The organism is Brachybacterium sillae, from assembly GCF_025028335.1.
Taxonomy (GTDB): domain Bacteria; phylum Actinomycetota; class Actinomycetes; order Actinomycetales; family Dermabacteraceae; genus Brachybacterium; species Brachybacterium sillae.
Window position 1 is genome coordinate 1724304 of record NZ_JAFEUW010000001.1, and the last position, 24427, is coordinate 1748730.

At 71.0% G+C, this 24427-nt stretch carries 21 protein-coding genes and 2 pseudogenes; 18 read left to right on the forward strand and 5 right to left on the reverse strand.

Going from position 1 to position 24427, the window contains the following annotated elements:
- Positions 1–5 precede the first annotated feature (5 nt).
- Positions 6–365, reverse strand: coding sequence for a DUF2200 domain-containing protein (locus tag JSY14_RS07945; protein WP_259558220.1), 360 nt, complete (start codon positions 363–365; stop codon positions 6–8).
- Positions 365–1465: a formimidoylglutamase gene (gene hutG / locus JSY14_RS07950; protein ID WP_259558221.1), complete on the reverse strand. Its 1101-nt coding sequence runs from the start codon at positions 1463–1465 to the stop codon at positions 365–367. Before hutG ends, JSY14_RS07945 begins: the two co-directional genes overlap by 1 nt.
- A 70-nt stretch (positions 1466–1535) precedes the next feature.
- Between hutG and JSY14_RS07955 the strand changes: the two genes are divergently transcribed.
- The 5 genes from JSY14_RS07955 to JSY14_RS07975 all read left to right on the forward strand — a co-directional run bounded on the left by JSY14_RS07955 (position 1536) and on the right by JSY14_RS07975 (position 6477).
- Positions 1536–2354: an IclR family transcriptional regulator gene (locus tag JSY14_RS07955; RefSeq protein WP_259558222.1), complete on the forward strand. Its 819-nt coding sequence runs from the start codon at positions 1536–1538 to the stop codon at positions 2352–2354.
- A gap of 251 nt (positions 2355–2605) precedes the next feature.
- Positions 2606–3631 (forward strand): siderophore ABC transporter substrate-binding protein, encoded by a 1026-nt coding sequence (locus JSY14_RS07960; RefSeq protein ID WP_259558223.1) that lies wholly within the window; start codon positions 2606–2608, stop codon positions 3629–3631.
- Positions 3631–4614 carry an ABC transporter permease gene (locus tag JSY14_RS07965; RefSeq protein WP_259558224.1) on the forward strand — a complete coding sequence of 328 codons (984 nt, stop codon included), beginning with the start codon at positions 3631–3633 and terminating at the stop codon, positions 4612–4614. Before JSY14_RS07960 ends, JSY14_RS07965 begins: the two co-directional genes overlap by 1 nt.
- Positions 4607–5725: an iron chelate uptake ABC transporter family permease subunit gene (locus JSY14_RS07970; RefSeq protein WP_259558225.1), complete on the forward strand. Its 1119-nt coding sequence runs from the start codon at positions 4607–4609 to the stop codon at positions 5723–5725. Before JSY14_RS07965 ends, JSY14_RS07970 begins: the two co-directional genes overlap by 8 nt.
- Positions 5722–6477, forward strand: a complete 756-nt coding sequence (locus tag JSY14_RS07975) for an iron ABC transporter ATP-binding protein (RefSeq protein WP_259558226.1) — start codon at positions 5722–5724, stop codon at positions 6475–6477. The genes JSY14_RS07970 and JSY14_RS07975 overlap by 4 nt, the downstream gene beginning before the upstream one ends.
- A 28-nt stretch (positions 6478–6505) precedes the next feature.
- Here the strand turns inward: JSY14_RS07975 and JSY14_RS07980 are convergent, their stop codons facing one another.
- Both JSY14_RS07980 and JSY14_RS07985 read right to left on the reverse strand, forming a co-directional pair.
- Complete coding sequence (locus JSY14_RS07980; RefSeq protein WP_259558227.1) at positions 6506–7333, reverse strand: aldo/keto reductase; 828 nt, start codon at positions 7331–7333, stop codon at positions 6506–6508.
- A 106-nt stretch (positions 7334–7439) separates the two neighbouring features.
- Complete coding sequence (locus JSY14_RS07985) at positions 7440–8273, reverse strand: aldo/keto reductase (protein WP_259558228.1); 834 nt, start codon at positions 8271–8273, stop codon at positions 7440–7442.
- A 211-nt stretch (positions 8274–8484) separates the two neighbouring features.
- Between JSY14_RS07985 and JSY14_RS07990 the strand changes: the two genes are divergently transcribed.
- From JSY14_RS07990 to JSY14_RS08045, 12 genes and pseudogenes are all read left to right on the forward strand, one after another.
- Positions 8485–9327 carry a hypothetical protein gene (locus tag JSY14_RS07990; RefSeq protein ID WP_259558229.1) on the forward strand — a complete coding sequence of 281 codons (843 nt, stop codon included), beginning with the start codon at positions 8485–8487 and terminating at the stop codon, positions 9325–9327.
- Between the two features lie 47 nt (positions 9328–9374).
- Positions 9375–10991, forward strand: coding sequence for an LssY C-terminal domain-containing protein (locus tag JSY14_RS07995; protein ID WP_259558230.1), 1617 nt, complete (start codon positions 9375–9377; stop codon positions 10989–10991).
- A gap of 131 nt (positions 10992–11122) precedes the next feature.
- On the forward strand, positions 11123–12574 hold the full coding sequence (locus JSY14_RS08000) for an APC family permease (protein WP_259558231.1): 1452 nt from the start codon (positions 11123–11125) through the stop codon (positions 12572–12574).
- Positions 12575–12579: 5 nt separating this feature from the next.
- Positions 12580–12993: a universal stress protein gene (locus JSY14_RS08005; RefSeq protein WP_259558232.1), complete on the forward strand. Its 414-nt coding sequence runs from the start codon at positions 12580–12582 to the stop codon at positions 12991–12993.
- Positions 12994–13193: 200 nt separating this feature from the next.
- Positions 13194–15221: pseudogene (locus tag JSY14_RS08010) on the forward strand (PhoX family protein); the annotation flags it as partial.
- 12 nt (positions 15222–15233) lie between these two features.
- Positions 15234–15782 (forward strand): S-layer homology domain-containing protein, encoded by a 549-nt coding sequence (locus JSY14_RS08015; RefSeq protein WP_259559632.1) that lies wholly within the window; start codon positions 15234–15236, stop codon positions 15780–15782.
- A 305-nt stretch (positions 15783–16087) separates the two neighbouring features.
- Complete coding sequence (locus JSY14_RS08020; protein WP_259558233.1) at positions 16088–19195, forward strand: DUF4040 family protein; 3108 nt, start codon at positions 16088–16090, stop codon at positions 19193–19195.
- A pseudogene (locus JSY14_RS08025) lies at positions 19195–19536 on the forward strand (sodium:proton antiporter); the annotation flags it as partial. The gene JSY14_RS08020 and the pseudogene JSY14_RS08025, both read left to right, overlap by 1 nt.
- A gap of 176 nt (positions 19537–19712) precedes the next feature.
- Entirely contained in the window at positions 19713–21281 is a 1569-nt protein-coding gene (locus JSY14_RS08030) for a proton-conducting transporter transmembrane domain-containing protein (protein ID WP_259558235.1), read from the forward strand.
- On the forward strand, positions 21278–21796 hold the full coding sequence (locus tag JSY14_RS08035) for a Na+/H+ antiporter subunit E (protein WP_259558237.1): 519 nt from the start codon (positions 21278–21280) through the stop codon (positions 21794–21796). The genes JSY14_RS08030 and JSY14_RS08035 overlap by 4 nt, the downstream gene beginning before the upstream one ends.
- Positions 21793–22053: a monovalent cation/H+ antiporter complex subunit F gene (locus JSY14_RS08040; protein WP_259558238.1), complete on the forward strand. Its 261-nt coding sequence runs from the start codon at positions 21793–21795 to the stop codon at positions 22051–22053. Before JSY14_RS08035 ends, JSY14_RS08040 begins: the two co-directional genes overlap by 4 nt.
- Positions 22054–22061: 8 nt before the next feature.
- On the forward strand, positions 22062–22475 hold the full coding sequence (locus JSY14_RS08045; protein WP_259558239.1) for a cation:proton antiporter: 414 nt from the start codon (positions 22062–22064) through the stop codon (positions 22473–22475).
- A 9-nt stretch (positions 22476–22484) separates the two neighbouring features.
- Here the strand turns inward: JSY14_RS08045 and JSY14_RS08050 are convergent, their stop codons facing one another.
- Positions 22485–23111, reverse strand: coding sequence for an IS5 family transposase (locus JSY14_RS08050; RefSeq protein WP_349773601.1), 627 nt, complete (start codon positions 23109–23111; stop codon positions 22485–22487).
- Positions 23112–23176: 65 nt separating this feature from the next.
- On the opposite strand from JSY14_RS08050, the gene JSY14_RS08055 reads away from it, so the two are divergent.
- Positions 23177–24424: an AlbA family DNA-binding domain-containing protein gene (locus JSY14_RS08055; RefSeq protein WP_259558241.1), complete on the forward strand. Its 1248-nt coding sequence runs from the start codon at positions 23177–23179 to the stop codon at positions 24422–24424.
- Positions 24425–24427 lie beyond the last annotated feature (3 nt).

Below are 24427 nucleotides of genomic sequence, written 5' to 3' on the forward strand. Positions count from 1 at the left end.
GTCCCTCAGCTGCGCAGCACCTTCTCCATCGCCTTGCCGCGGGCCAGCTCATCCACCAGCTTGTCGAGGCGGCGGACGTTCTGCAGCAGCGGGTCCTCGATCTCCTCCACCCGCACCCCGCAGATCACGCCGGTGACGCCCGCGGCCTGCGGCGGCAGGGTCGCCTCCTCGAAGAACTGCGCGAAGGTCGTGCCGGAAGCCAGGTGGTGGTCGAGCACCGCACCGTCGTACCCGGTCAGCCAGGTGATGACCTCCCGCAGTTCGGCCTCGGTGCGGCCCTTGCGCTCGAGCTTGGTCACGTAGAGCGGGTAGACATCGGCCACGGTCATGCGGGCCACGCGCTCCTCGGCAGTGGGTCGGGGCATCAGGCGTTCCTGGGTGGGGTCGGGAGGGACGGGGCCTCGGCGGGGTCCCCCGCCGAGGAGGTGAGAGCCACCGCGGGGTGGGCATCCAGGACGGTGCGCACGGCCATATCGATCAGGCGGGCGGCGGCGCGGGCGGTCCGGTCGGCCTCATCGACCGACGGGTTCAGCTCCACCACGTCCAGCAGGCGCATCCGGCCGGTGGCCGCGGCGGCCCGCACGGCCGCACCGATCAGCGGCAGCGGTACCCCCAGGGCCGCCGGAGCCGACACCCCCGGGGCGACCGACGCCGGCAGCACGTCCAGATCGATCGTCAGGTACAGCACGTCGAGGTCCGCGGCGAACTCCTCGATCACCGCGCGGATCCCCGCCTCCCCGGCCTCCAGGCACTCCTCGTCGGTCATCCACCGCACGCCCAGTCGGCGCGCCTCGTCGAAGAGCACCTGGGTGTTCGACGGTTCGGCGATGCCGAGCACCATGTAATGCAGGTCGCGGCCGGCGGCGCGCTCGGCGTCGGCCATCTGTGCGAACGGGGTGCCCGAGGACGGCTCGTCGGCGCGCCGCAGGTCGAAGTGGGCGTCGAGGTTCAGTACACCCCAGCGTCCACCCCGGGCACCCGCCCCCTCAGTCCCGCCGCCACCCCCGGCGACGGGTGCGGAGGCGACGAGCCCCTGGTAGGAGGCCCAGGCGGTCTCGTGGCCCCCGCCCAACACCACGGTGAGGTGGTTACCGGGGGCGTCCAGGGCGCGGGTGATCTGCGCGGCGGCCTCGGCCTGGCCGCCCTCCAGATCGCGCCCCTCGTAGGTCACATCGCCGCGATCCACGATCGCGACCTCCCGGTGACCGACCGGTCCGTGCACGGCGAGGGGTCCCAGGGCGCGGCGCAGCGCCGTCGGCCCCTCCGCCGCACCGGTGCGGCCCCGATTGCGCCGCACGCCCTCGTCGCTGCGGAAGCCGAGCACCGCCACATGCTGACCTGCGGGAACGCTCCCACTGTCCGGAGCCTCCTCCCGCTGCACCACCTGGTGCCAGCGGGCGTGCTCGGGGCCGTCGCCGTCGCGGCGTCCGTCCCACAGATCGGCGGGAGTGGGGATGAGCGTCACAGTGACCTCCTCGCGGGGCGGCGGAGTCTGCGAGGGGTGCGCGTCCGCCGGGGTGGCATGCTGATCCATCATGGCAGAGCAGCCCGCGCACACCCCCGCTGCCGCCGCGGCACCGAAGGCTCCCGCGGCGGATGCGACGCTCCGCGTCCTGACCTTCCTCGCCGCCCAGAGAGGGCCGGTGCCGGCGGCTCGGGTCGCGGCTGAGCTGTCCCTTCCGCGCTCCACCACCTACGACCTCCTGGCCACCCTGGTGCAGCACGGCTATGCCCTGCACCTGGCCGCCGACCGTCAGTATGCGCTGGGTCCCGCCGCCTACGAGCTCGCCGCCGGGTATTCACGGCACGCGCCGCTGGCGCGGGTCGGCCGCCGAGCGGTGGAGCGTCTCGTCGACTCGGTGGGGGAGTCCGGGCACCTGGCCGTGCTGCATGGCGCCGACGTCCTCTACATCGTCGAGGAGCGGGCCCGCTCCCGCTCCCGCGCCTCCCTGGTCACCGACATCGGTGTGCGCCTGCCCGCCCACCTCACCGCCAGCGGCCTCGCGATGCTGGCGCAGATGCCCCCGGCGCATGTGCGCACCCTGTACGGCGGCACCGACGACTTCCTGCAGCGCACCTCCGCGCCGGACGCCCCCCACTCGCCCTCGAGCCTGCGCACCGCGCTGACGGCCGTGCGGCGCGACGGCGTCGCCTACGAGCGCGGTTTCGTCACCGAGGGTTTCAGCTCCGTGGCCGCACCGATTCTGGACCGCGCCGGCTGGCCCCTCGCCGCCGTCGCCCTGACCTGGAAGGACAGCCAGGTCGACGAGCGCCAGGTGCAGATGCTCGCCCAGGCCGTGCAGCGCACCGCCGAGGAGATCACCCGCGTCGCCACCGGCCAGCGCCGCAGCTGACCCCGCCCGCGCACCGCACAGCGCCCCGGCGAGTCACTCGTCGGGGCGCTGTGCGTCGTCGGCCCGGATCGGGCGCCGTCTCGACCAGCGGCGACGGACCCAGACATGAATATGAAACGCGGGCGTTGCGTAATCGGATCAGGTGAGGCTAACCTTTCCGACGCGACGCCGTGCATCCGCCGACGCCCACCTCTCGTCGACCGTCGCGCCGACCCGACCGTCTTCCCCGTCGTCACCCCCAAGGAGCCCCCGTGAGCGCACTGACCCGCCGCCAGCTGTCCACCCTCGTCCTCGGCACTCTCGGGGCCGGGACCCTCGCCGCCTGCTCCGGTGGAGCGCAGACGGGTGCCGCCGGAGGCTCCGGCAGCGGCGCAGGCGCCTCCGACGCCGGCGCCGACGGGGCCGCCCCCGGAGCCACCGTGGAGGACAACTTCGGTCAGGTGCAGGTGCCGGCCTCGCCGCAGCGCGTCGTCCTCACCGACAGCCGGGTCTTCCGTACCGCCGAGGCCTGGGGCATCGCACCCGTCGCGGTGCCGAAGCCGATCGTCCCCAAGGGCGTCGCCTACAAGACCGATGACGAGATCATCGACCTCGGCTCCCACCGCGAACCGAACCTCGAGGCCTTCGTGGAGGCCGCACCCGACCTCGTCGTCACCGGCGGCCGCTTCGCCGGTCTGCGGGAGAAGATCCTGCCGCTGGTGGGGGAGGCCGCCGTCGTCGACGTCACCCCCCGCGACGACCAGCCCGTCGCCGACGAGCTGCGCCGCAGCACCACCGTCTTCGGCCAGATCTTCGGCAAGCAGGCCGAGGCGGAGAAGCTCATCGCCGACTTCGACGCCGCGATCGAACGGGCGACGCAGGCCTACGACGGCACCTCCCCGGTGATGGGCCTGATCACCAGCGGTGGTGACATCGCGTACGTCGCCCCCGGCACCCCCCGCAACGTCGGCCCGATCTTCGACATGGTGGGTCTGACCCCGGCCATCGACAAGCCCGCCGAGGACGCCGCCCACGGTGACGACATCTCCGTTGAGGCCATCGTCCAGGCCGCCCCCGAATGGCTGCTGGTGATGGACCGCGACGCCGCGATCACCGCCAGCGAGGAGCCCGGGTACCGGCCCGCCCAGCAGCTCATCGAGTCGAACCCCGCCCTGGCGTCCGTCCCGGCGGTGGCGAAGGGACAGGTCGTGTACATGCCGGCCACCTTCTACACCACCGAGGACATCCAGGCGTACACCGAGATCCTCGGCTCCCTCGCCGACGCCATGTCCGCTTGATGCCCGGGTCCGTCCTGACGGCCCCCGCGCGCCCCCGGCGCGTGGTCACCCCCGCCCTGCTGCTTGCCGGTGCGGGGGTGCTGGCACTGCTCGCGCTGAGCCTGGTCGTCGGGGCGTACGACGTGTTCGGTCAGCCCGACGGCTGGGAGATGTTCCTCATCACGCGTGTGCCGCGCACTCTCGCCCTGGTCCTGGCCGGCGCCACCATGGCGCTCAGCGGCGTGATCATGCAGCTGCTCACCCAGAACCGCTTCGTCGCGCCGACCACCACCGGCACCACCGAATGGGCGGGGCTGGGTCTGCTGCTGGTGACGATCACCCTCCCGCAGGCCGGGCTCGGTGTGCGCATGGGCGGGGCGGTGCTCGCGGCCTTCGTCGGCACCATGGTGTTCTTCCTGCTGCTGCGGCGGGTGGCGCTCACCAGTTCCCTGGTGGTGCCGATCATCGGGATCATGCTCGGCACCGTCGTCAGCGCCCTCACCACCTACCTCGCCCTGCTCACCGACACCCTGCAGAACCTCGGCATCTGGTTCGCCGGATCCTTCACCGCGATCTACAAGGGCCAGTACGAGCTGCTGTGGCTCACGGTGATCGTCGCCGCCGTGCTGTTCCTCGCGGCCGACCAGTTCACCGTGGCGGGTCTGGGCCGCGAGGTCGCCACCAGTGTCGGCCTGTCGTACGAACGGGTGATGCTGTTGGGCACGGTGCTCGTCGCCCTCGGCACCGGCGTCACCACGGTGATCGTCGGCTACCTGCCGTTCTTGGGGCTGATCGTGCCGAACGTCGTGGCGATGGCCCGCGGGGACGACCTCCGCTCGAACCTGCCGTGGATCGCCCTGACCGGCACCGCCCTGGTCGCCGCATGCGACATCCTGGGGCGCATCATCCGCTACCCCTTCGAGATTCCCGTCAGCCTGATCCTGGGGCTCGTCGGCGCGGTCGTGTTCATCGTGCTCCTGCTGCGTCAGAGGCCCCATGGTTGAGCGTCCCGATCCCGCCCGCCTGCTCCCGATCACGCCACGGCAGGGGAACGGCCTGCCGGGGCAGGTGTGCACCGCGCGGCTGCTGGGGCAGTGCACCGATGACTGCGGTGTGCGCTGCACCCGGGCCTTCGACGCCCCGCGGCAGCAGCACCGCTACTGGGTGCACCTGGGGGTGCTCGCGGCGGTGGCGGTCGTCGCGACGTTCGCCCTGCTCAGCTACGACAACCCCATGCCGTGGGGCAGTGAGGGGTACTGGCTGATCGCCCGGCTGCGCCTGAGCACCATCGCGGTGATGGCGGTGGTCGCGGTGTGCCAGGCCCTGGCCACCGTCGCGTTCCAGACCGTCGCCGACAACCGTATCCTCACCCCGTCGATCCTCGGCTTCGAATCGCTGTACATCGCGATCCAGACCGCGACGATGTTCGTCGCCGGCGCCGCCGGGCTCGCCGCCTCCCAGGGTCTGGGGGCTCTGTTCCTGCGGATCGGGCTGATGGTGGCGCTGGCCAGCGCGCTGTACGGCTGGCTGCTGTCGGGGCGACGCGCCGACATGCACACCATGCTGCTGATCGGCATGGTGATCGGCGGCGGGCTCGGTGCGCTGTCGACGTTCCTGCAGCGGCTCCTCACCCCCAGCGAGTTCGACATCCTCACCGCGCGGCTGTTCGGCAACCTCGGCAATGCCGACCCGCGGCACCTGGTGGCCGTCGCCCCGGTGGTGGCGGTCACCGCGGTGCTGCTGTGGCTGCGCTCCCCGGTGTTGAACGTGCTGGCGTTGGGCCGCGACACCGCCGTGAACCTGGGGGTGCCACACCGGGCGGAGATGCGTCTGACCCTGGTGATGGTGGCGGTGTTGATGGCCGTCTCCACCGCCCTCGTCGGTCCCATGACTTTCCTCGGTTTCCTGGTGGCGATGCTGACGTACCAGCTGGTGCCCAGCCGCGACCACCGCTACCTGCTGCCCGCGGCGGCGCTCGTCGGGTACGTGGTGCTGGCCGGTGCCACCCTGATCATGCGCCACGTGTTCTACGCCGCCGGGGCCGTCACCGTCATCATCGAGCTGGTCGGCGCCTCCGTGTTCCTGGTGGTGCTGCTGCGAAAGGGGCGTCTGTGATCCGCGTCGAGAATCTCCGCAAGGAGTACAGCTCCGAGGTGAGCATCGGTCCCGTGAGCGTGGAGCTCCCCCGCGGCGGGGTCACCGCCATGGTGGGCCCCAACGGTGCCGGAAAGTCCACCACCCTCACGATGATCGGGAGGCTGCTGGAGGCCGACGGCGGGGAGATCACCGTCGGCGGGGTGGACGTGCGTCGCGCCAAACCCCGCACCGTCGCGCAGATGCTCGCGATCCTCCGCCAGGAGAACCACTTCGTCACCCGGTTGACGGTGCGGCAGCTGGTCGGTTTCGGCCGCTTCCCATACTCCAAGGGGCGGCTCACCCGCGAGGACGAGCACCACATCTCCCGCGCCATCGACTTCCTGGATCTGCGAGAGCTCGAGGACAGGTTCCTGGACCAGCTCTCCGGTGGCCAGCGGCAGCGGGCCTACGTGGCGATGGTGCTGGCACAGGACACCGAGTACGTGCTGCTGGACGAGCCGCTGAACAACCTCGACATGCAGCACAGCGTGCAGATGATGCGGCAGCTGAAGGAAGCGGCGCAGGTGATGGGCCGCACCGTGGTGGTGGTGCTGCACGACATCAACTTCGCCGCCGCCTACGCCGACCGCATCCTCGCCATGAAGGACGGTGCCATCGCCGAGTACGGCACCGTGGAGGAGATCATGCGCTCCGAGGTGCTGACACGGGTGTTCAACACGCCCGTCGAGGTCGTCGCGGGACCGCGCGGACCTCTCGCGGTCTACTACTGAGACACTCCGGCGGGGGCGGCCGCGCGGATCAGCGCTCGGCGGGGTCGGCGCCGCCGCGACCGTCGGGCCGGTCCAGGGCCCGGATCGCTGCGAGATCCTGCTCCGTCAGCTCCAGCTCCGTCGCGGCGAGGTTCTCCACGATCCGCGACGGTGTCACCGACTTCGGCAGCGCCACCAGGCCCTCGGCCAGATGCCAGGCCAGCACCACCTGGGCGGAGGTGGCGTCATGCTCGCGGGCGATCCGCACCAGGGTGTCGTCCTCCAGCAGACCCTGCTTCCCCTGCCCCAGCGGGCCCCACGACTCGGTGACGATCCCCAGCTCCGCATGCAACGCCCGCAGGTCATGCTGCTGGAAGTACGGGTGCAGTTCGATCTGGTGGATCACCGGCACGACGCCGGTCGCCTCCACGATCTCCTCCAGCTGCGGCCGCGGATGGTTGCACACCCCGATGGAGCGCACCCGCCCCTGCTCCTGCAGCTCGATCAGCGCCTCCCACGCCTCCACGTACCGGCCCTGCGAGGGCGTGGCCCAGTGGACGAGGAACAGATCGACGTACTCGAGCCCCAGCTCCTCGAGGGAGCGGGCGAAGGCCCGCGGCACCTGGGTGCGGGCCATGTCATCGGGCTGCAGTTTGGTGGTGATGAACAGATCCTCCCGCTCCAGGCCGGAGGCCCGCACCGCCGCACCGACCCCGGCCTCGTTCTCGTACCGAGCGGCCGTGTCCACGTGGCGGTAGCCAGCCAGCAGCGCCTGCGCGGTGACCTCCTCGGTCTGCCCCGGCGGCACCTTGAACACGCCGAAGCCGAGCTGGGGGATCGTGCGGCCATCGGCCAGCGGGATCGAGGCGACGGGCATGGGGACCTCCGGGGCGTGCGAGTGGTGAGGACGGATCGTCGGGTGGATCGGGTCGGCCGGGCGGTGGGCACCACCCGGCCGACCCGATCCGGGCCCGGTCAGCGGATCAGAAGTCGCATTCGGCCGGGTCGGGGCCGATGCGGCCCTCGGCCGAGTCGAGACGGCCGATGGCGCGGACCTCGTCCTCGGTGAGGGACACGGAGGTGGCCTCGAAGTTCGAGACGATGCGCTCGGGGGTCACGGACTTCGGGATCACCACGTTGCCGATGGCCAGGTGCCAGGCGATGACGACCTGTGCCGGGGTGGCGCCCTTCGCCTCGGCGATCTCCGTGATCACCGGGTCGGTGAGGACGTCCTTGCCCTGGCCCAGCGGGGACCAGGCCTCGGTGAGGATGCCGTGGTCACGGCCGTAGGCGCGCAGATCGGCCTGCTGGAAGTGGGGGTGCAGCTCGATCTGGTGGATCACCGGCTTCACGCCGGTCGCCTCGATGATCTCCTCCAGCTGCTCCTGCGGGAAGTTGGAGACGCCGATGGACTTCACCTTGCCGGTCTTCTGCAGCTCGATGAGGGTGCGCCAGGCGTCGAGGTACTGGCCCTGCTTCGGCTTGGCCCAGTGGATGAGGTAGAGGTCGACGTAGTCCAGGCCCAGCTTCTCCAGGGAGGTGTCGAGGGCGGCGACCGCATCGTCATGGCGATGCGAGTCGTTCCACAGCTTGGTGGTGACGAACACGTCCTCCCGGGCGACGTCGGACGCGGCGAGGGCGCGACCCACGCCGGCCTCATTGCCGTAGATGGCGGCGGTGTCGATGTGGCGGTAGCCGACCTTCAGGGCCTCGCCGACGACCTTCTCGGCCACCTCGTCCTCGACCTGCCAGACGCCGAAGCCGAGCTGCGGGATCTCACGGCCGTCATGGAAACGGAGGGTCGGGACAGTGCTCATGGGAATCTCCTTACACACGGTTCGTCGGTCCCGTCAGCGTAGAGGGACGGCCTGACACGCGGCGGGGAGGGGCCCGGGAGATGCACCGTGGGGCGGTCCGCGGGGTGGCCGCACGGCTGTGGCGCCCCGCACAGCGGCGGCCGGATCGCCCCGCCCCCGTCCCACGTGTGCCAGAGTCGGAGGGTCCAGGAGCCGACCGGGAGGAACCGCCGTGACCTTTCCGTCCGACCCGGGCGCCCCGCGTCAGTCGCGGTGGGTGTCCTCACGCGCCAACCCGAACGGGTCGGCACGCCCTCTGCCGACCCCGCCGGCCCAGACCCCCGGCGCGGAGCCGGTGACGCAGCAGGTGCCCACGGTCGCGGACCCGCCGTCGCGGCCCGGCCGGGACGCGACCCCCGGGACGTCCCCCCACCCGGCGCCCGCGCAGGCGACGCCCGTCGCCGTCCCCGCGGGGGACCCCACCCCTCCCGCGGGTGACCCCGGTCGTCCGGCGGACGATCCCCCCGGATCGGCCGGTGGCCGTCGCGCGCTGTGGGCCGTCGGCTGCCTGCTGCTGACCCTGCTGCTGGTGCTCGGCGCCGTCCTCGGGCTGCGGGCCCTGCTGGCGGAGCCCGACGCCGGGTACCGCCGCACGACGGACCCCTCGGAGGTCGCCTCCTCCACCGGCCAGCCGGCGGGAGCCGGTGCCGAGGGGCTGGCCTCCCCGGCCCCCGAGGGGGCGCAGGAACTCGACCTGATCGTCTCCCCCTCCGGGAACATCATCTGCGCCCTGGAGCAGGAGTCGGTGCGGTGCAGCATCGAGGACCGCCGCGGGGGAGGGGAGCCGGAGAACTGCGAGGACGGCCCGGAGCTGACGCTGCGACTGCGGGACGACGAGGCCGCACCCGCCTGCGACGAGCCGGTCGACGCCACCGATGCCACCACCCTCGAGTACGGGGAGACCGCCGTGACCGGCGCCATCGCCTGCACCAGCGCCGAGGACGGCATGACCTGCTGGGACACCCGCTCCGCCACGGGCTTCACGCTCTCCCGCAGTGAGGTGCGCACTTTCTGACGCACCCCGGGGCTCGGTCGAGGATCACGCCCCGCTACGCTGGGCGCATGTCCGCCCCCTCGGCCCGGCCCCCGGTCCCGATCGACCGGCCCGTGCCGTCGTCACCCCCGGTGTACGACCATGAGCGCGGTGGCGAGGCCCATATCGAACGGCCCGAGCTGTACACCCTGTTCGATGCCCTCTTCGTGGTCGCCGGTGTGCTCATGTCGATGTGGCTCGCGGGGCTGTACCTGCGGGCCGGGTTCGTCCCCAGCCCCGTGCGGATCCTCTATCTGGTCGGCTTCTGGCTGCTGCTCACGTACGTGACCCTGCCGCGTCTGCACCAGGTGCTCACCTGGATCTACCTGCCCGACTACTTCATCGGCCGCACCCGCACCTCCGACGGCGTGTTCTCCGACCCCGTCAATGTGGGGCTCGACGGCTCGGAGGCCGACGTGCACGTGGCCATGCGCCGCGCCGGATGGGTGCTCGCCGAGGAGAAGACCCTGCGCTCCGCCTGGGGCATGGTCGCGGCGACGCTGCTGCGCCGCTCCTATCCGGCCGCGCCCGTGTCCGACCTGTACCTGCTGGGGCGGCGCCACGACTTCACGTACCAGCAGGAGGTCGGCGGCACCACCAGCAAACGCCATCACGTGCGGTTCTGGCGGATGCCCGCCGACTTCGTGCTGCCCGGCGGCTACCGCACCGACTGGCTCGCGGCCGGCACCTTCGACCGCGCCGTCGGCTTCTCCTTCTTCACCTTCCAGGTCACCCACCGCATCGACGAGAACATCGACGTCGAACGCGATTACATCGTCGACACCGTCCGCTACGGCAGCCCGGAGGTACCCGTCCACGTGGTCCGGGACTACTCGACCTCGTACCACCACCGCAACGGCCAGGGCGACCGCCTGCGCACCGACGGCGACCTGCCCGTCATCGACGTCACCGGGGTGGCCGAGCGGTCCGACGGTGCCACCGCCGCCATGCTCCCCCGACACCGCGGCACCGGCAGCTCCGTGCTGCGGGCCCGCGCGCAGGAGGCGACCCGGGCGGCGCTGGCGGTGGCCCGTGGCGGCGCGGCGGCAGCCGAGGGGCGCGTCGGTCGGGCGGAGCTCGCGGCCCAGTGGCACGACGCCCTGGATGACTTCCACGATGCCCTCGCCGGGGCCGGTGATCACCACCTGCCTCCGCCCACGGTGATCCTCACCGGTGCGGTTCTCGCGATCCAGACACTGTTCCTGGCGTGGGTGTGGCTCGCCCTGGGTCTGCATGTGGACGCCTCCGGGGTGCTCGAGGAGCTGAGCATCTTCGTCGATGAGCGGGGCACCCCGTGGATCGCCACGGCGATCTGGGCCGCCGGTGTGCTGCTGCTGTTCGGGGTGCTCCGCCGCCAGCGCTGGGCGCGTCTGCTGCTCATGGCCCTGTTCTCCGCCGACGCCGCCGTGCGACTGCTGTTGGCGACGCTGCGTCCGCTCGAGCAGCTCGACACCGCCTCCCTGGCGGCGGTGGGAGCGTCCGTGCTCGGGGTGATGGCGCTCAGCAGCGAGGCCGCGCGCCGCTGGGTGCAGACCGACCGTGAGGACGTGCGACGCAGCGCCGTGCCCGCCGCCGGCACCGAGGGATCCCGCGGCGGCTCGATCCGGGTGGACCTGCTGCGGGACCAGCCGACGGCCGCGCATTGACCCGGTGACGGGGGTCATCGTCTGGTGTAGCCTGCCTCGACCGTGCCGCCCGGTGCGGTGGCCCCGGACGTGGCGTCCCGAGCCCGCTCGTCGCCGCCCGCCCTTCCCGTCCCCCTCCCCCAGGAGCACACATGTCCCATGCGGTCCCGAGCGCGCCCGCTGAGGCGTCGGCGCCGGAGCAACCGGAGCTCAAGAAGGCGATCACGCCGAAGCTCCTGCTGCTGTTCATCGTCGGTGACATCCTCGGCACCGGCGTCTACTCCCTCACCGGCAAGGTCGCCGGCGAGGTGGGCGGCGCCGGATGGCTGCCGATCCTCATCGCCTTCACCGTCGCCCTGATCACCGCCTTCTCCTATCTGGAGATGGTGACCAAGTACCCGCAGGCCGCGGGTGCCGCCCTGTACATCCACAAGGCCTTCGGTGTGCACTTCGTGACCTTCATGGTCACCTTCGCCGTGCTGTCCTCCGGCATCACCTCTGCCGCCACCAGCTCCGTGTTCCTCGCGGAGAACGTGCTCAAGGCCTTCGGCCTCGACGAGTCGATGGGGGAGGACCAGGCGAAGCTCACCGCCACCGTCATCGCGGTGCTCTTCGTCTGCCTCGTGGCGTGCATCAACATGATCGGCGTCAGCGAGTCCGTGAAGCTCAACGTGGTGCTCACGCTGATCGAGCTGAGCGGTCTGGCCCTGGTGATCCTGGTCGGCTTCCTCGCGATCGCCGAGGGCAAGGCCGACTTCTCCCGCGTGGTGCTCTTCGAGACCCAGGGGGACAAGTCCCTGCTCATGGCCGTCGTCGGCGCCACCGCGCTGGCGTTCTTCTCCATGGTCGGGTTCGAGGACTCCGTGAACATGGCGGAGGAGACCGTCGACCCGGTACGGAACTTCCCGCGGATGCTGGTGGCCGGCCTGTCGATCACCGGCTTGGTCTACGTGATCGTGTCGATCACCGCCGTGGCGATCGTGCCGATCGGTGAGCTCACCGAGGCCACCACGCCGCTCCTGACCGTCGTGGAGAAGGGCGCCCCGAACCTCCCCATCGACACGATCTTCCCGATCATCTCGATCTTTGCGGTCGCCAATACCGTGCTGATCAACATGATGATGGCCTCGCGTCTGCTGTTCGGCATGTCCCGCCAGGGTGTGCTGCCGGGCTTCATGCGGTACGTGCTGCCGGGCCGTCGCACGCCGTGGTCGGCCATCGTGTTCTCGACCCTGCTCGGGGTGGCGCTGATCCTCACGGTCCGCTTCGTGCTGGGGCAGGAGACCATCGGCGCCCTCGGCGGCACCACCGCGATGCTGCTGCTGGGTGTGTTCTGCCTGGTGAACATCGCGGTGCTGGTCCTGCGCAGGAAGGACCCGGTGGAGCGGGAGCACTTCCGGACTCCGTCGCTGCTGCCGTGGATCGGGGCGCTGACCTCCTTCCTGCTGGTCACGCCGATCGCCCAGAAACCCATCAACTACGCGATCGGCGGCTCCCTGCTGCTGGTCGGCCTGGTGCTGTACGTGATCACCTGGATCTACAACGGCGCCGTCTACGCCCGCCGCACCCGTTTCCACCACGTCGACGAGATCGGCAAGGAGTGACCGCTGTGAAGATCCTGCTCGCCTATGTCCCCAGCGCCACCAGCGAGGCGGCCTTCGAGTACGCCGTGGCCGAGGCCCGCTCCAAGGGCGCCGAACTCGTGGTGCTCGCCTCCGAGAGCACCACCTCCGGGGTGTCGAAGGCCCATGGGGTCACCGACACCCGTCCGCTCTCGGAGCGTCTCGCGGAGACGGGTGTGCCGCACGATCTGCGGATCGTCCCCCGGCGCGACGATCCGGCCGATGACATCATCGCCGTCGCCCAGGACGAGCACATGGACCTGCTGGTGCTGGGTATCCGCAAGCGCACCCCGATCGGGAAGATCTTGCTGGGCTCCACCTCCCAGCGGGTGGTGATGGAGGTGCCCTGCCCGGTCGTGCTGGTCAAGCCGAAGGACTTCGTGCCGCGGGCGCGCATCTGAGGCGACCACATGCGATGACGCCCCGGGGATCCGTCCCCGGGGCGTCATCGCATGTTCACCTGGGTGTGGGGCGCACGTTCGGTGCGGTGGGGAGGATGCACCGCACGGCCGCGTCGCGCGACCGATCCTGCGGCACCCGTGGCCTGTGTCCTCCACAGACCCCCGCACGACTCCGTCCTCCGGATGACGAAGGGAACCCCATGGCCCTCCAGCTCCCTCTCCTCATGGCCGGTCACACCAAGGGCAAGCGCTCTCCGGTGACCTGTGCTCTCAAGTGCGCCAACGCCTGCGCCGGCGAGGTGTGCAACACCTCCGGCAACGGCTACTTCCGTGACATCGCCACGGCCGCCCTGTCCCGCCGCGCCCTGATCGGCGGCGGCCTCGGCGCCATCGCCATCGGTCTGGCCGGCACCCAGGGGGCGGGCACTCCCGCCGCCTCCGCCGCCGGTGCGCCCGTCGCCCCGACGGTCACCCCGAACGGCACCCGCCTCGACTTCACCCCGATCGCGCCGGTGGACGCCGCGGTCGACGAGTTCACCGTCCCGCAGAACTTCGACTGGCACCCGGTCATCCGGTGGGGCGACCCGCTGTTCGCCGACTCGCCGGAGTTCAACTGGAACCAGCAGAGCGCCGAGGCGCAGAAGCGCCAGTTCGGGTACAACAACGACTACACCGAGATCCAGGAGATCCCGGGCTCGCGCGGCAAGCGCGCCGTGATGTTCGTGAACCATGAGTACACGAACGCGAACATCATGCTCCCGACCGGGACCGACGCCACGACCGTCGCCGAGATCACCCAGGCCGCGCACGGGTTCTCGGTGGTGGAGCTGGAGCGCGAGGACGTCACCCGCCCGTACCGCTACGTGAAGGGTGCGACGCTGAACCGCCGCATCCTGGTGGAGGACGAGTTCCGCCTGACCGGCCCGGCCGCGGGTTCGGACCTGCTGAAGACGAAGGACGATCCCTCCGGCCGCACCGTGCTGGGGACCGTCGGCAACTGCGCCGGTGGTCTCACCCCGTGGGGCACCCTGCTGTCGGGTGAGGAGAACTTCAACGGGTACTTCCGCACCGCCGGCACCTCCGCCGCCGACAAGCGCTACGGGCTGAAGGACGCCCCCTCGGTCTACGGCTGGGAGCGGATCGACGCTCGCTTCGATGCCCGCACCGCCGGCTACGAGAACGAGCCGAACCGCTTCGGATACATCGTGGAGGTCGATCCGTGGGATCCCACCTCGACCCCGCGCAAGCACACCTCGCTGGGCCGTTTCAAGCATGAGGGCGCGAACGTCATCATCGCCGAGAACGGCAAGGCCGTCGCGTACTCCGGCGACGACGAGCGTTTCGACTACCTGTACAAGTTCGTCTCCCGCGACACGTACCGCGAGGGCGACCGCGCGCACAACATGACCCTGCTGGAGAACGGCGACCTGTACGTCGCGAAGTTCACCGGTGACTCCCCGGCCGCCGAGATCGACGGCACCGGCACGCTGCCCTCCGACGGTGCCTTCGACGGCTCCGGTGAGTGGCTGCCGCTGGTGGTCGACGGGCAGTCCCGCGTGCCCGGCTTCACCGTGGAGCAGGTGCTCGTCCACACCCGCCTGGCGGCCGACGCCGTCGGCCCCACCAAGATGGACCGCTGCGAGGACGTCGAGCCCTCGCTGCACTCCCGCAAGGTCTACGTGGCCTGCACCAACAACTCCCAGCGCGGCACCGCCGGCAGGGCCGGCGTCGACGAGGTGAACCCGCGGATCGAGAACCGTGACGGTCACGTGGTCGAGATCGACGAGCGTGGTGACCAGACCTCCACCACCTTCGCGTGGAACCTGCTGCTGGTGTGCGGTGACCCCAAGCAGGGTGACCAGACCTACTTCGGCGGCTTCCCCGTCGACAAGGTCTCGCCGATCTCCTGCCCGGACAACCTGGCCTTCGACTCCGTGGGCAACCTGTGGATCTCCACCGACGGCCAGCCCGGCGGCATCGGCTACAACGACGGCCTGTTCCGCGTCACCCTGGAGGGCGAGGCCCGCGGCCGCGTCGAGCAGTTCCTCTCCGTGCCGCGTGACGCCGAGACCTGCGGTCCGATCGTCCGCGACCGTGACCTGTCGGTCTTCGTCTCCGTGCAGCATCCGGGCGAGGAGGGCACCTTCGAGGCGCCGAACTCCTACTTCCCGGATTACGCCGGCACCGGCCCGAAGCCGACCGTGGTGCACGTGCTGCCCTCCCGCCCGCCGTTCACGGACATGCGGCCCGGGTACGAGCACTACGACGCGGTGCTGTGGGCCTGGCACCGGGGCATCGTCAAGGGCTTCCCGGATGGGACCTACCGTCCGCTGGCCCCGGTGAACCGTGACGCCATGTGCGCCTTCCTGCACCGTCTCGCCGGGTCCCCCGAGGTGGATCGCCCGCGCTCGGAGCCGTTCCGCGACGTGCGTCCGGGTGTGGAGCACTACGAGGCGATCATCTGGGCGTACCAGATGGGCATCGCCCGCGGCTGGCCAGACGGAACCTTCCGCCCCACCCAGCCGATCAACCGCGACGCCATCGCCGCGTTCATCTACCGCTACGCCGGGTCCCCGTCGTTCCCCAAGCCCACCACCCCGCCGTTCCGTGACGTGCCGGTGACGATCCCCTTCGCGAAGGAGATCGCCTGGCTGAAGGCCGAGGGCATCACCAAGGGCTGGCCGGACGGCACCTACCGTCCGTGGACCACGGTGAAGCGCGACGCCATGGCGGCCTTCCTGTTCCGCATCAAGGAGGAGCAGCAGATCGCCTTCAAGGCGGCGGGCTGATCGTCCCTCACGGCGCCACGGGACCGAGGCGCCGCTGACGCCCGACGGGGCGGGTCCCTCCGAGCCACGTGCTCGGCGGGGCCCGCCCCGTCGTCACCCCCACCCCCTTCTCGCCCCGCGGACTCTCTGGGCGCTGGGGGTGGGCCCTGGTATCGTCGCCCGCGGTGCGCCGGGAAGTCTGGTCGGCAACGCAGCCTCGGCTGCCGAGACCACGCGCGTGACGCCCCGAGCGAAGGAGCCCGAATGCCCGGACCGCCGATGGCCCCCACGTCGGCCCCCTCCACTCGCAGAGTCGAGCCCCGCGCATGATCGCCCTGCCCCTCACCCTCGGCATCCTGGCCCTCGCAGTCCTGCTCACCCCGCTGCTGGTGCGTCTGCTGGGCCGCAATGCCAACCTGGTCCTCGCCGCCCTCGACCTGGCGGCGGCCGTCGCGTTCCTGCCCGCTGTGCAGGCGGTGCTGCCCGCCGAGCACGCCGGCGGGGGCGGGGCCCGTGCCCCCACCTGGTCGATGCCGTGGGCACCCGCCTGGGACGTGAACCTGGCGCTGCGAGCCGACGGGCTCGGCGTCGTGTTCACCCTGATCGCCCTGCTGATCGGCGCCGTGGTGCTGGCCTATGCCGCCCGGTACCTGCCGCCGGGGCGCGACCTCAGCTTCCCGCTGCTCATGGCGGGTTTCACCCTGTCGATGGTGGCGCTGGTGCTCGCCGACGACCTGGTGGTCCTGTTCATCGCCTGGGAGCTGACGTCCATCGCCTCGTTCCTGCTGGTGGCCCGCTCCGGTGGGGCCGGGCACGGCGCTTCGATGCGCACCCTGTTCATCACCTTCGTCGGCGGGGTGTCGCTGCTGTCGGCGCTCGCGCTGATCATCGTGCGCACCGGCACCACCTCCCTCAGCGAGGCCCTCGCCCACCCGGTGTGGAGCAGCGACCCGCGTCTGGCCACGACGGTGGCGCTGCTGGTGGCGCTCGCGGCGATGACGAAGTCCGCGCAGTTCCCGTTCCACGTGTGGCTGCCCGACGCGATGGCCGCCATCACCCCGGTCTCGGCCTACTTGCATGCCGCCGCGGTGGTGAAGGCCGGCATCTTCCTGCTGCTGCGGTTTAGCCCGCTCGGCGCGCTGGTGCCCGCCTGGTCGGTGGTGCTGATCGCGGCGGGTCTGGTCACGGCGATGGTCGGCGGTGTGCTCGCGCTGCAGCAGCCCGACTTGAAGAAGCTCATGGCGTATTCGACGGTCTCGCAGCTGGGCCTGATCGTCACCCTCATCGGCGTGGGCACGGAGCTCGCGCTCACCGCCGCGGTGCTGCACACCATCGCCCACGCGCTGTTCAAGTCCGGCCTGTTCATGATGGTGGGGGTGATCGACCACGCCGTCGGCACCCGCGAGCTGCGGCGCATGCCGGCCCTCGGCCGCGTGATGCCGGTGAGCTTCGCCGTGACGGTGCTGGGTGCCGCGTCGATGGCCGGGATCCCCCCGATGCTCGGCTTCGTCTCCAAGGAGTCGCTGCTCACCGGTGCCCTGTCGCTGGGCGGTGAGGGCGTGTGGGGTTGGGTGGTGGCCCTGGGCATCGCCGCCGCCTCCGTGCTGACCTTCGCCTACTGCGCGAAGATCGTGCTGGGCGTGTTCGTCGACGGTCGCGACCCGGCCCTGGACGAGCCGGTCGCGGCGCCGGCCACGGCGGATCCCGAGACCCCCCACCACGACAGCACCGGCGCCCTGCTCGACGCCCACCATGCGCACCGGCCCGGTGCGCTGTTCCTGGGGGCGGCCGCGCTGCCGATCCTGGTGAGCGTGCCGCTGGCCCTGGTCGTCGGCCTGCTGGATGCGCCGGTGGCTCGCGCCGTCGAGGCCGCCATGGCCCTGCCGGCGGGGGAGAGCCACGTGCATCTGGCGCTGTGGCACGGCCTCACCCCGGAGCTCGGTCTCACCGCCGCGGTGATCGCGCTGGGCACCGCCATCGCCCTGGGGCGGCGGCGCCTGTTCCCCGCCTGGGAGGCCCGGCCGTTCCCCGTCTCCGGGGCCGACGTGATCGGCGGGATCGAACGGATGGTCGCCCGCCTCGGCCACCTGGTGGATGACCCCTTCGATTACGACAGCCCCTCCCGGCACCTCGCCACCATCGCCCTGGCGATGGTGACGGTGGTCGGCGCCGCCGCGGTGCTGCTGCGCGGCGACCTGCCGCCCGTCGTCGACGGGGTGAACCAGGGCATCGACCTGCTGGTGCTGCTCGCCACCCTGCCCGCCGTGGTGATCATGGTGCGCAGCGCGAGCCGCCTGGCGGCAGTGGTCGCCATGAGCGCCGTCGGCATCCTCGTGACGGTGCAGATCATCGCCCTCGGTGGCGCGGATGTGGTGCTCACCCAGCTGTTGGTGGAGTCGCTGTCGATCATCGTGGTGATGCTGGTGCTGCAGAAGCTGCCGGATGCGTTCCCGCCGATCCCCGTGCGTCGCCAGGTCGCCACCGGTCTGATCGCCGCGGCCACCGGCCTCGCTTTCGGCGCGGCGACGTTCCTGTTCGCCGCGCGGCGCGGCCGCTCCGGCATCGCCGAGTACTTCATCGACAACACCTACGACATCTCCGGCTCCACCAACGTCGTCAACGTGATCCTGGTGGAGTTCCGTGCCTTCGACACCCTCGGCGAGCTGTCGGTGCTCGGGTTCGCGGGCGTCGCGATCGTCGCGGTGATCACCACCATCCGGCACCGCGACATGGACCCGCCGGACACCCGCGAGGACATCCCCGCCCCGGCGCTGCGGCCGCGCGGGTCGACGGCGCACACCGCGATCACCAGCGCCTGGTCGAACACCGCCGCTGCGAAACTGCTGCTGCAGGTGCTCACCCCGATCCTGCTGCTGATCTCCCTGGGCCTGTTCCTGCGCGGCCACAACGACTCCGGCGGTGGCTTCGTCGCGGCCCTCGTCGGCTCCGCCCTGGTGGCGCTGGCGTTCCTCTCCAGCGCCGACGACCGCCAGGTCGGCCCGCCGCGGCTGCCGGTGGTGCTGATCGGCGTGGGTGTGCTCGTCGGCGTCGGCACCGGCCTGCTCGGCTTCGTCGAGGGCAGCTTCCTGGAGCCGATCCACGGCTACCTGGCCGGGCAGCACCTCACCACCTCGATGATCTTCGACGTCGGTGTCTACATGGCGGTGCTGGGCCTGTTCATGATCGCCGTGAACCTGCTGGGCACCTCCGCCACCACCGGTGATGAGACCGGCGGGGAGGGCGCCCGCGAGCGCGCCGACGAGACCATCGAGGGCGAGCTGCCGGGGCCCCTGCCCGGCACCCACGGGGAGCGTCCCGGGGAGCCGCTGCACGTGGAGCCGTTCCGTCTGCTGCGCCCGCGGCGGGTGGGCCTGGGTACCGCCCATCTGGCCTCCGGCACCCCGCCGAAGGAGCGAGGGGAGGACCGCCGATGATGATCCTGTCCCTGACGGTCGCCGTGCTGGTGGGCGGCGGCATGTACCTGCTGCTGCAGCGCTCCATGGTGCGCGCGGTCTTCGGCCTCACCCTCATCAGCCACGGCGTGAACCTCGGCCTGCTGATCATCGGCGTGCCGGCGTGGCGCGGTGAGGCGATCGTCGAACCGTACGACGAGACGGGGCGCGCGGCTGCCCACATGGCCGACCCGCTGCCGCAGGCGTTCGTGCTCACCGCGATCGTGATCTCCCTGGCCGCGACGATCTTCATGCTGGCCCTGGCGGTGATCGGCCGCAGCGACGACATGTTCGTCCACCCCGCCACCGGTGATCCGCGGGATGACGCCGCCGCCCTGCATGACGACGACCCGGACCGGGCGCGTCGCGCGGTGCCGCGCCGGGACGGCCGCACCGAGGACCCGCGCACCGGCGCCATCCCCGTCGTCGACCCCGGTGCCCTGGGGCCGGATCCCGACCCGGACACCACCGCCACCCGCCCGCGAGGAGAGGACGCCTGATGCCCGCTCAGCTCCTGACGCTGTGGGTCGCGGTGCCGCTGCTGAGCGCCGGCCTGCTGGTCGCGGTCCGTGCCCGTCCCCTCCACCGCACCCTGATGCTCGCGCTGCCGCTGGTGCAGATCCTCGGTTCCGTGCTGCTGCTGCGCACCACCGTCACCACCGGGGCGCTGTCGAACGTGGTCGGCGGATACGAGGGCTTCGTCGGCATCCCCTTCGTCGCGGACACCCTCACCGGGGTGATGCTGCTGGTCACGGCGCTGGCGACCTTCGCCGCCTGCGCGTTCCTGGCCCTCACCGGGGAGGATCGACGGCGCTTCACCGCCCCGCTGGTGCTGATGCTCACCACCGGTGTGAACGGTGCCCTGCTCACCGGCGACCTGTTCAACCTGTTCGTGTGGGTGGAGGTCATGCTCATGCCCTCCTACGCGCTGCTGGCCCTCACGGGCACCTGGCGGCGCCTGGGTCTGGGCCGTGTGTTCGTGCTGGTGAACCTCATGACCTCCGCCGTGCTGGTGTTCGGCGTCGGCATGGTCTACGCCACCGCCGGGTCGGTGAACCTGGCGGTGCTGGCGGGCGCCGCCGCCGAGGACCCCCGCACCGCGGGCGCGCTGACCCTGGTGCTGCTGGCGCTGCTGGTCAAGGGCGGCCTGTTCCCGGTGCACTCCTGGCTGCCACGGGCCTACCCGGCGACGTCCGCCGGGGTGATGGCCCTGTTCTCCGCGCTGCACACGAAGGTGGCGCTGTACGCGGTGTACCGGGTGATGGCGGTGACCGGGGAGGGCACCGGCATGCCGCTGAAGGAACTGTTCGTGGTGCTGGTGATCGCCACCATGCTGGTGGGGGCGTTCGCCACCGCCGTGGCGCGGGATCTGCGCACGATCCTCGCCCACCAGATGGTCGCCGGGGTCGGGCACATCCTGCTGGGCGCGGTGCTCGCCACCGAGGCCGCGGTGGCCGCCGGTCTGCTGTACATGGTCCACCACATCGTCACCATGGGCGCTCTGATCCTCGTGGCCGGGGCCATCGAGTACGGCTGGGGCACCGGCTCGCTGGCGCGCCTGGGTGGGCTCGCACGCCGCGAGCCGTGGACGATGGGCATGCTGGCCCTGGGCCTGTTCTCCCTGGCGGGTCTGCCGCCGACCTCCGGCCTGTGGGGCAAGGTGGGGTTGATGATCGCTGCGGCCGACGCCACGGGGGAACAACCCGTGCTGGCGGGCCTGGTGCTGGCGGCGATCGTCCTGGCCTCCGTCGTGTCCCTGCTGGGTCTGCAGCGGCTGTGGTCGCAGGTGGCCTGGGGTGAGGAACCACCGGGCATGCTCGACGAGACGCCCGCGGAGGACGGCAGCATCGCCCTCGGGGCGACCACCGGGCAGACGGAGGCGGATCGGGCGACCGATGAGCAGCGGGCGTGGGCGATCCCCGCCCCGATGCTGCTGCCCGGCCTGCTCCTGCTGCTGACCTCCCTGGCGATGTTCCTGCTGATCGGACAGATCCTGCCGTGGATCGACGCCGCCACCGCCGACCTCGCCGATGTCGAGAGCTACCGGAAGGCGGTGCTGGGCCGATGATCCACCCCGGATACACCCTCAGCTTCCTGACCTGGCTGTTCGGTGAGATCGTCAGCGGTTCCGTCGGCATCGCCAAGGTCGCGATCGGCGGGCGGGGTGACACGCATCCGGCGATCCTGGAACTTCCGCTGCGCTGCCGCACGGATTTCGAGATCATCGCCTTCGCCTCGTCGATCACCATCACCCCCGGCACGCTCGTGGTCGGCACCGCCCACGGCACCGCCACCAGCCCGCCCACCTTGTTCGTGCACGTGCTGCAGGCCGGGTCGCGGGAGGAGGCGATCGCGGACCTGCGCGTCATGGAGGACCGTCTGCTGCGCGCCACCCGCGGCCGCGGTGGCGCGGACGTCGCCCCGCGGATCCGCCAGGCGGCCGCCGAGCCCCGACGCCCCCGACGTCGCCCCGGGCGGGGCCGCACCACGGCCGGCAGCACCCGCCGCGAGACACTCGCTGACCCCCGCACGCAGACCCCGTCCGAGACCCGCACCGACACCCCCCGGGAGGGCCAGCGATGATCGTGGTGCACTGGATCGTGATCGGCATCCTGGGGCTGTCGATCCTGCTGGGCCTGGTGCGGGTCGCCACCCTGCGGGATGACGCCAGCCGCGCCGTCGTCGGCGACCTGACGTTCTTCTCCGCCATCGGGATCCTGGCGATCGTCGGCCTGCAGCGGAACTCCGTCTCCAGTGCTGACGCCGTGCTGCTCGCGTCGATGCTGGGTGTCCTCGCCACCGTCGCGCTGGCGCGCATGCTGACCCGGGGCCAGAGGTAAGGGGAGCGATGAACGTGCTTGATCCGATCCTTGCGGTCCTCGCCGCCGTGCTCATGATCGGCGGAGCCGTGTGGGTGCTGGTCTCCGCCGTGGCGATGTTCCGGGTGGGCGATGCGCTCTCCCGCATCAACGTGTTCTCCCCGGCCACAGGCCTCGGCCTGCCGATGCTGGTGGCCGGGGTGTTCGTGGAGTTCGTGCGGGTCGACGGTTTCGACCCGGTGCGGCTGTTGAACACGCTGCTGAGCATCGTCGCGCTGATCGCGGTGGCGTCGGTGGCCTCCAACGTGCTGGCCCGGTCGGCGTACATGTCGGGCACCCCGGTGGACCCGCGCACCAGCCCGCAGGACCTCGCCGAGGAACCGCCCGCGGAGGCACCGGCGGGGGACTGGGCCGACGCGCCATCGGGGCAGGAGCAGGCCTAGGCCGTGTTGCTAAATCCATTGCAAGGCGGCGGAGAGGAAGAGCCCTGCCGCGTATGACCGGGCGGTCTTGTCGTAGCGGGAAGCGAGTCCTCGCCACTGCTTCACGACGTTGAAGCACCGCTCGACGACGTTGCGGCCCTTGTAACGCTCCCGCTGCTCATCGCCGAAGTCGATCGGACGGCCCGGACGCTTGCGACGGTGAGCGATCTGGTCGCCCCGTTCGGGGATCGTGGCCTTGACGCCGCGCTCGCGCAGCCAGGCCCGGTTCTTCTTCGACGGGTAGCCCTTGTCCGCGAGCACCCGGTCCGGCCTCGTGCGCGCGGGCCCTCGGCCGGGGACGTGGATCTCGTCGAGTACGTCGGTGAACATGCTCGTGTCTGCGACCTGCCCGCCAGTGAGGACGAACGCCAGCGCCCGGGCCTTCCCGTCGCAGACGAGATGGATCTTCGTCGTCAAACCACCCCGTGACCGGCCGATCGCGTGGTCAGGAGGCTCTGGCCCGGACTTCTTGTCGTTCGATGGATCCCCCTGTGACCCGGGACAGGGTCGCGCCATGCTGATGGACACGCGCGATCGAGGAATCCACCGACACGACCCAGTCGATCTCACCCTGAAGCGACGCCCGCTTCTGCACATGGGTGAGCAGGTCCTTCGGTCGGCGTCACTGCCAGTTGTCGCAGGTGATCCCTACGCTGGGGGTCATGACTTTCACCGCTCTGCATCGCGCCCTCGGGGTCGCTCCTGGACCGCTGACGGACGAACTGCTGGACGCCGCGGTGAGCAGCGGAGTCATGGAGACGACCGACCTGGACTGGAAGTCAGAGCTGCCGCCGGCGAAGGGACTACCGCAAACAGACTTCCCCAAGGACGTCGCAGCGATGGCGAACAGCGGCGGCGGCGTCATCGTATTCGGAGTACGCGAGTCGCAGAAGGCCGCGACAGAGCGAGTCGACGTCGGAGAGTTCGATGAAGCGTACGAGCGATCCCTGCGCTCCGCAGCGATCACCGCTATCTCCCCGCCCGTCTTCGACCTCAACGTGCACCGTCTCGGAACCGAGGGTGCCCGAGCTGTCGTCGTGGAAGTCCCGGCCAGTGTGGACGGGCCACACCTGATCTACCGCAACGACTACTTCGGCGCTCCGGTGCGCAACGACTCCGACACCGTATGGATGAAGGAACGCCAGATCGAGGCGATGTACCGAGCACGCTTCGATGAACGCCGCCACGCCAGCGAAGCGCTCGACAACCTGTATGCCGAGACCGCGGGCGGGCGTAGCACGAGCGACCGCGCCTGGCTGATCACTGTCGCCCACCCGCGCGTCCCACGGCTCCACAACCGCTTGACGCGCGACGGCGCGCGCGAAGTACTGACCAAGGCCGAAGGTCTGGGCCGGCGCTATGCCGGGCGTGGCGGTGTGCACCCGCTGGAGAACGTCGACCGGCATAACCCACGACCGGGGTTGCGCCGCTGGGTCGCCGTCAACACCGCAACAGGCGACCGATCACTGTGGAAGGAAGCATGGGCGAGTCTCCACCACGACGGATCGGTCACGCTCGCAGCCGCAATCGGCGGCCACCGCATGAGTAGCGACGGGTACTTCGAGGGATCGCAGGTCCAGTCGGACGCGGTGGAGTGCGGCGTCGCAGACCTGATGGCTCTCATCCGGGTGACCGCCGACGCGACGGGCAACGACGAGTACGACGTGCGCGTCGGGATCGAGTGGACCGGTTCAGAGCCCCTAACGATCCGGACCGTGGACAACTTCGGTCACTCTTACGGTGATGTCTCCACACCGTTGCACCGCTACATACCTGTCGAGAGCACCGTGAACGCTACGGCTGCCGACCTTGACTTCCACTGGCGTGTTCACGACCTCGCTCAGGACTGCGTGAACCAGGGCGGCGTTTCGAACGTACGGATGATCCAACCACCGGATCGGACCGAGTAGCCG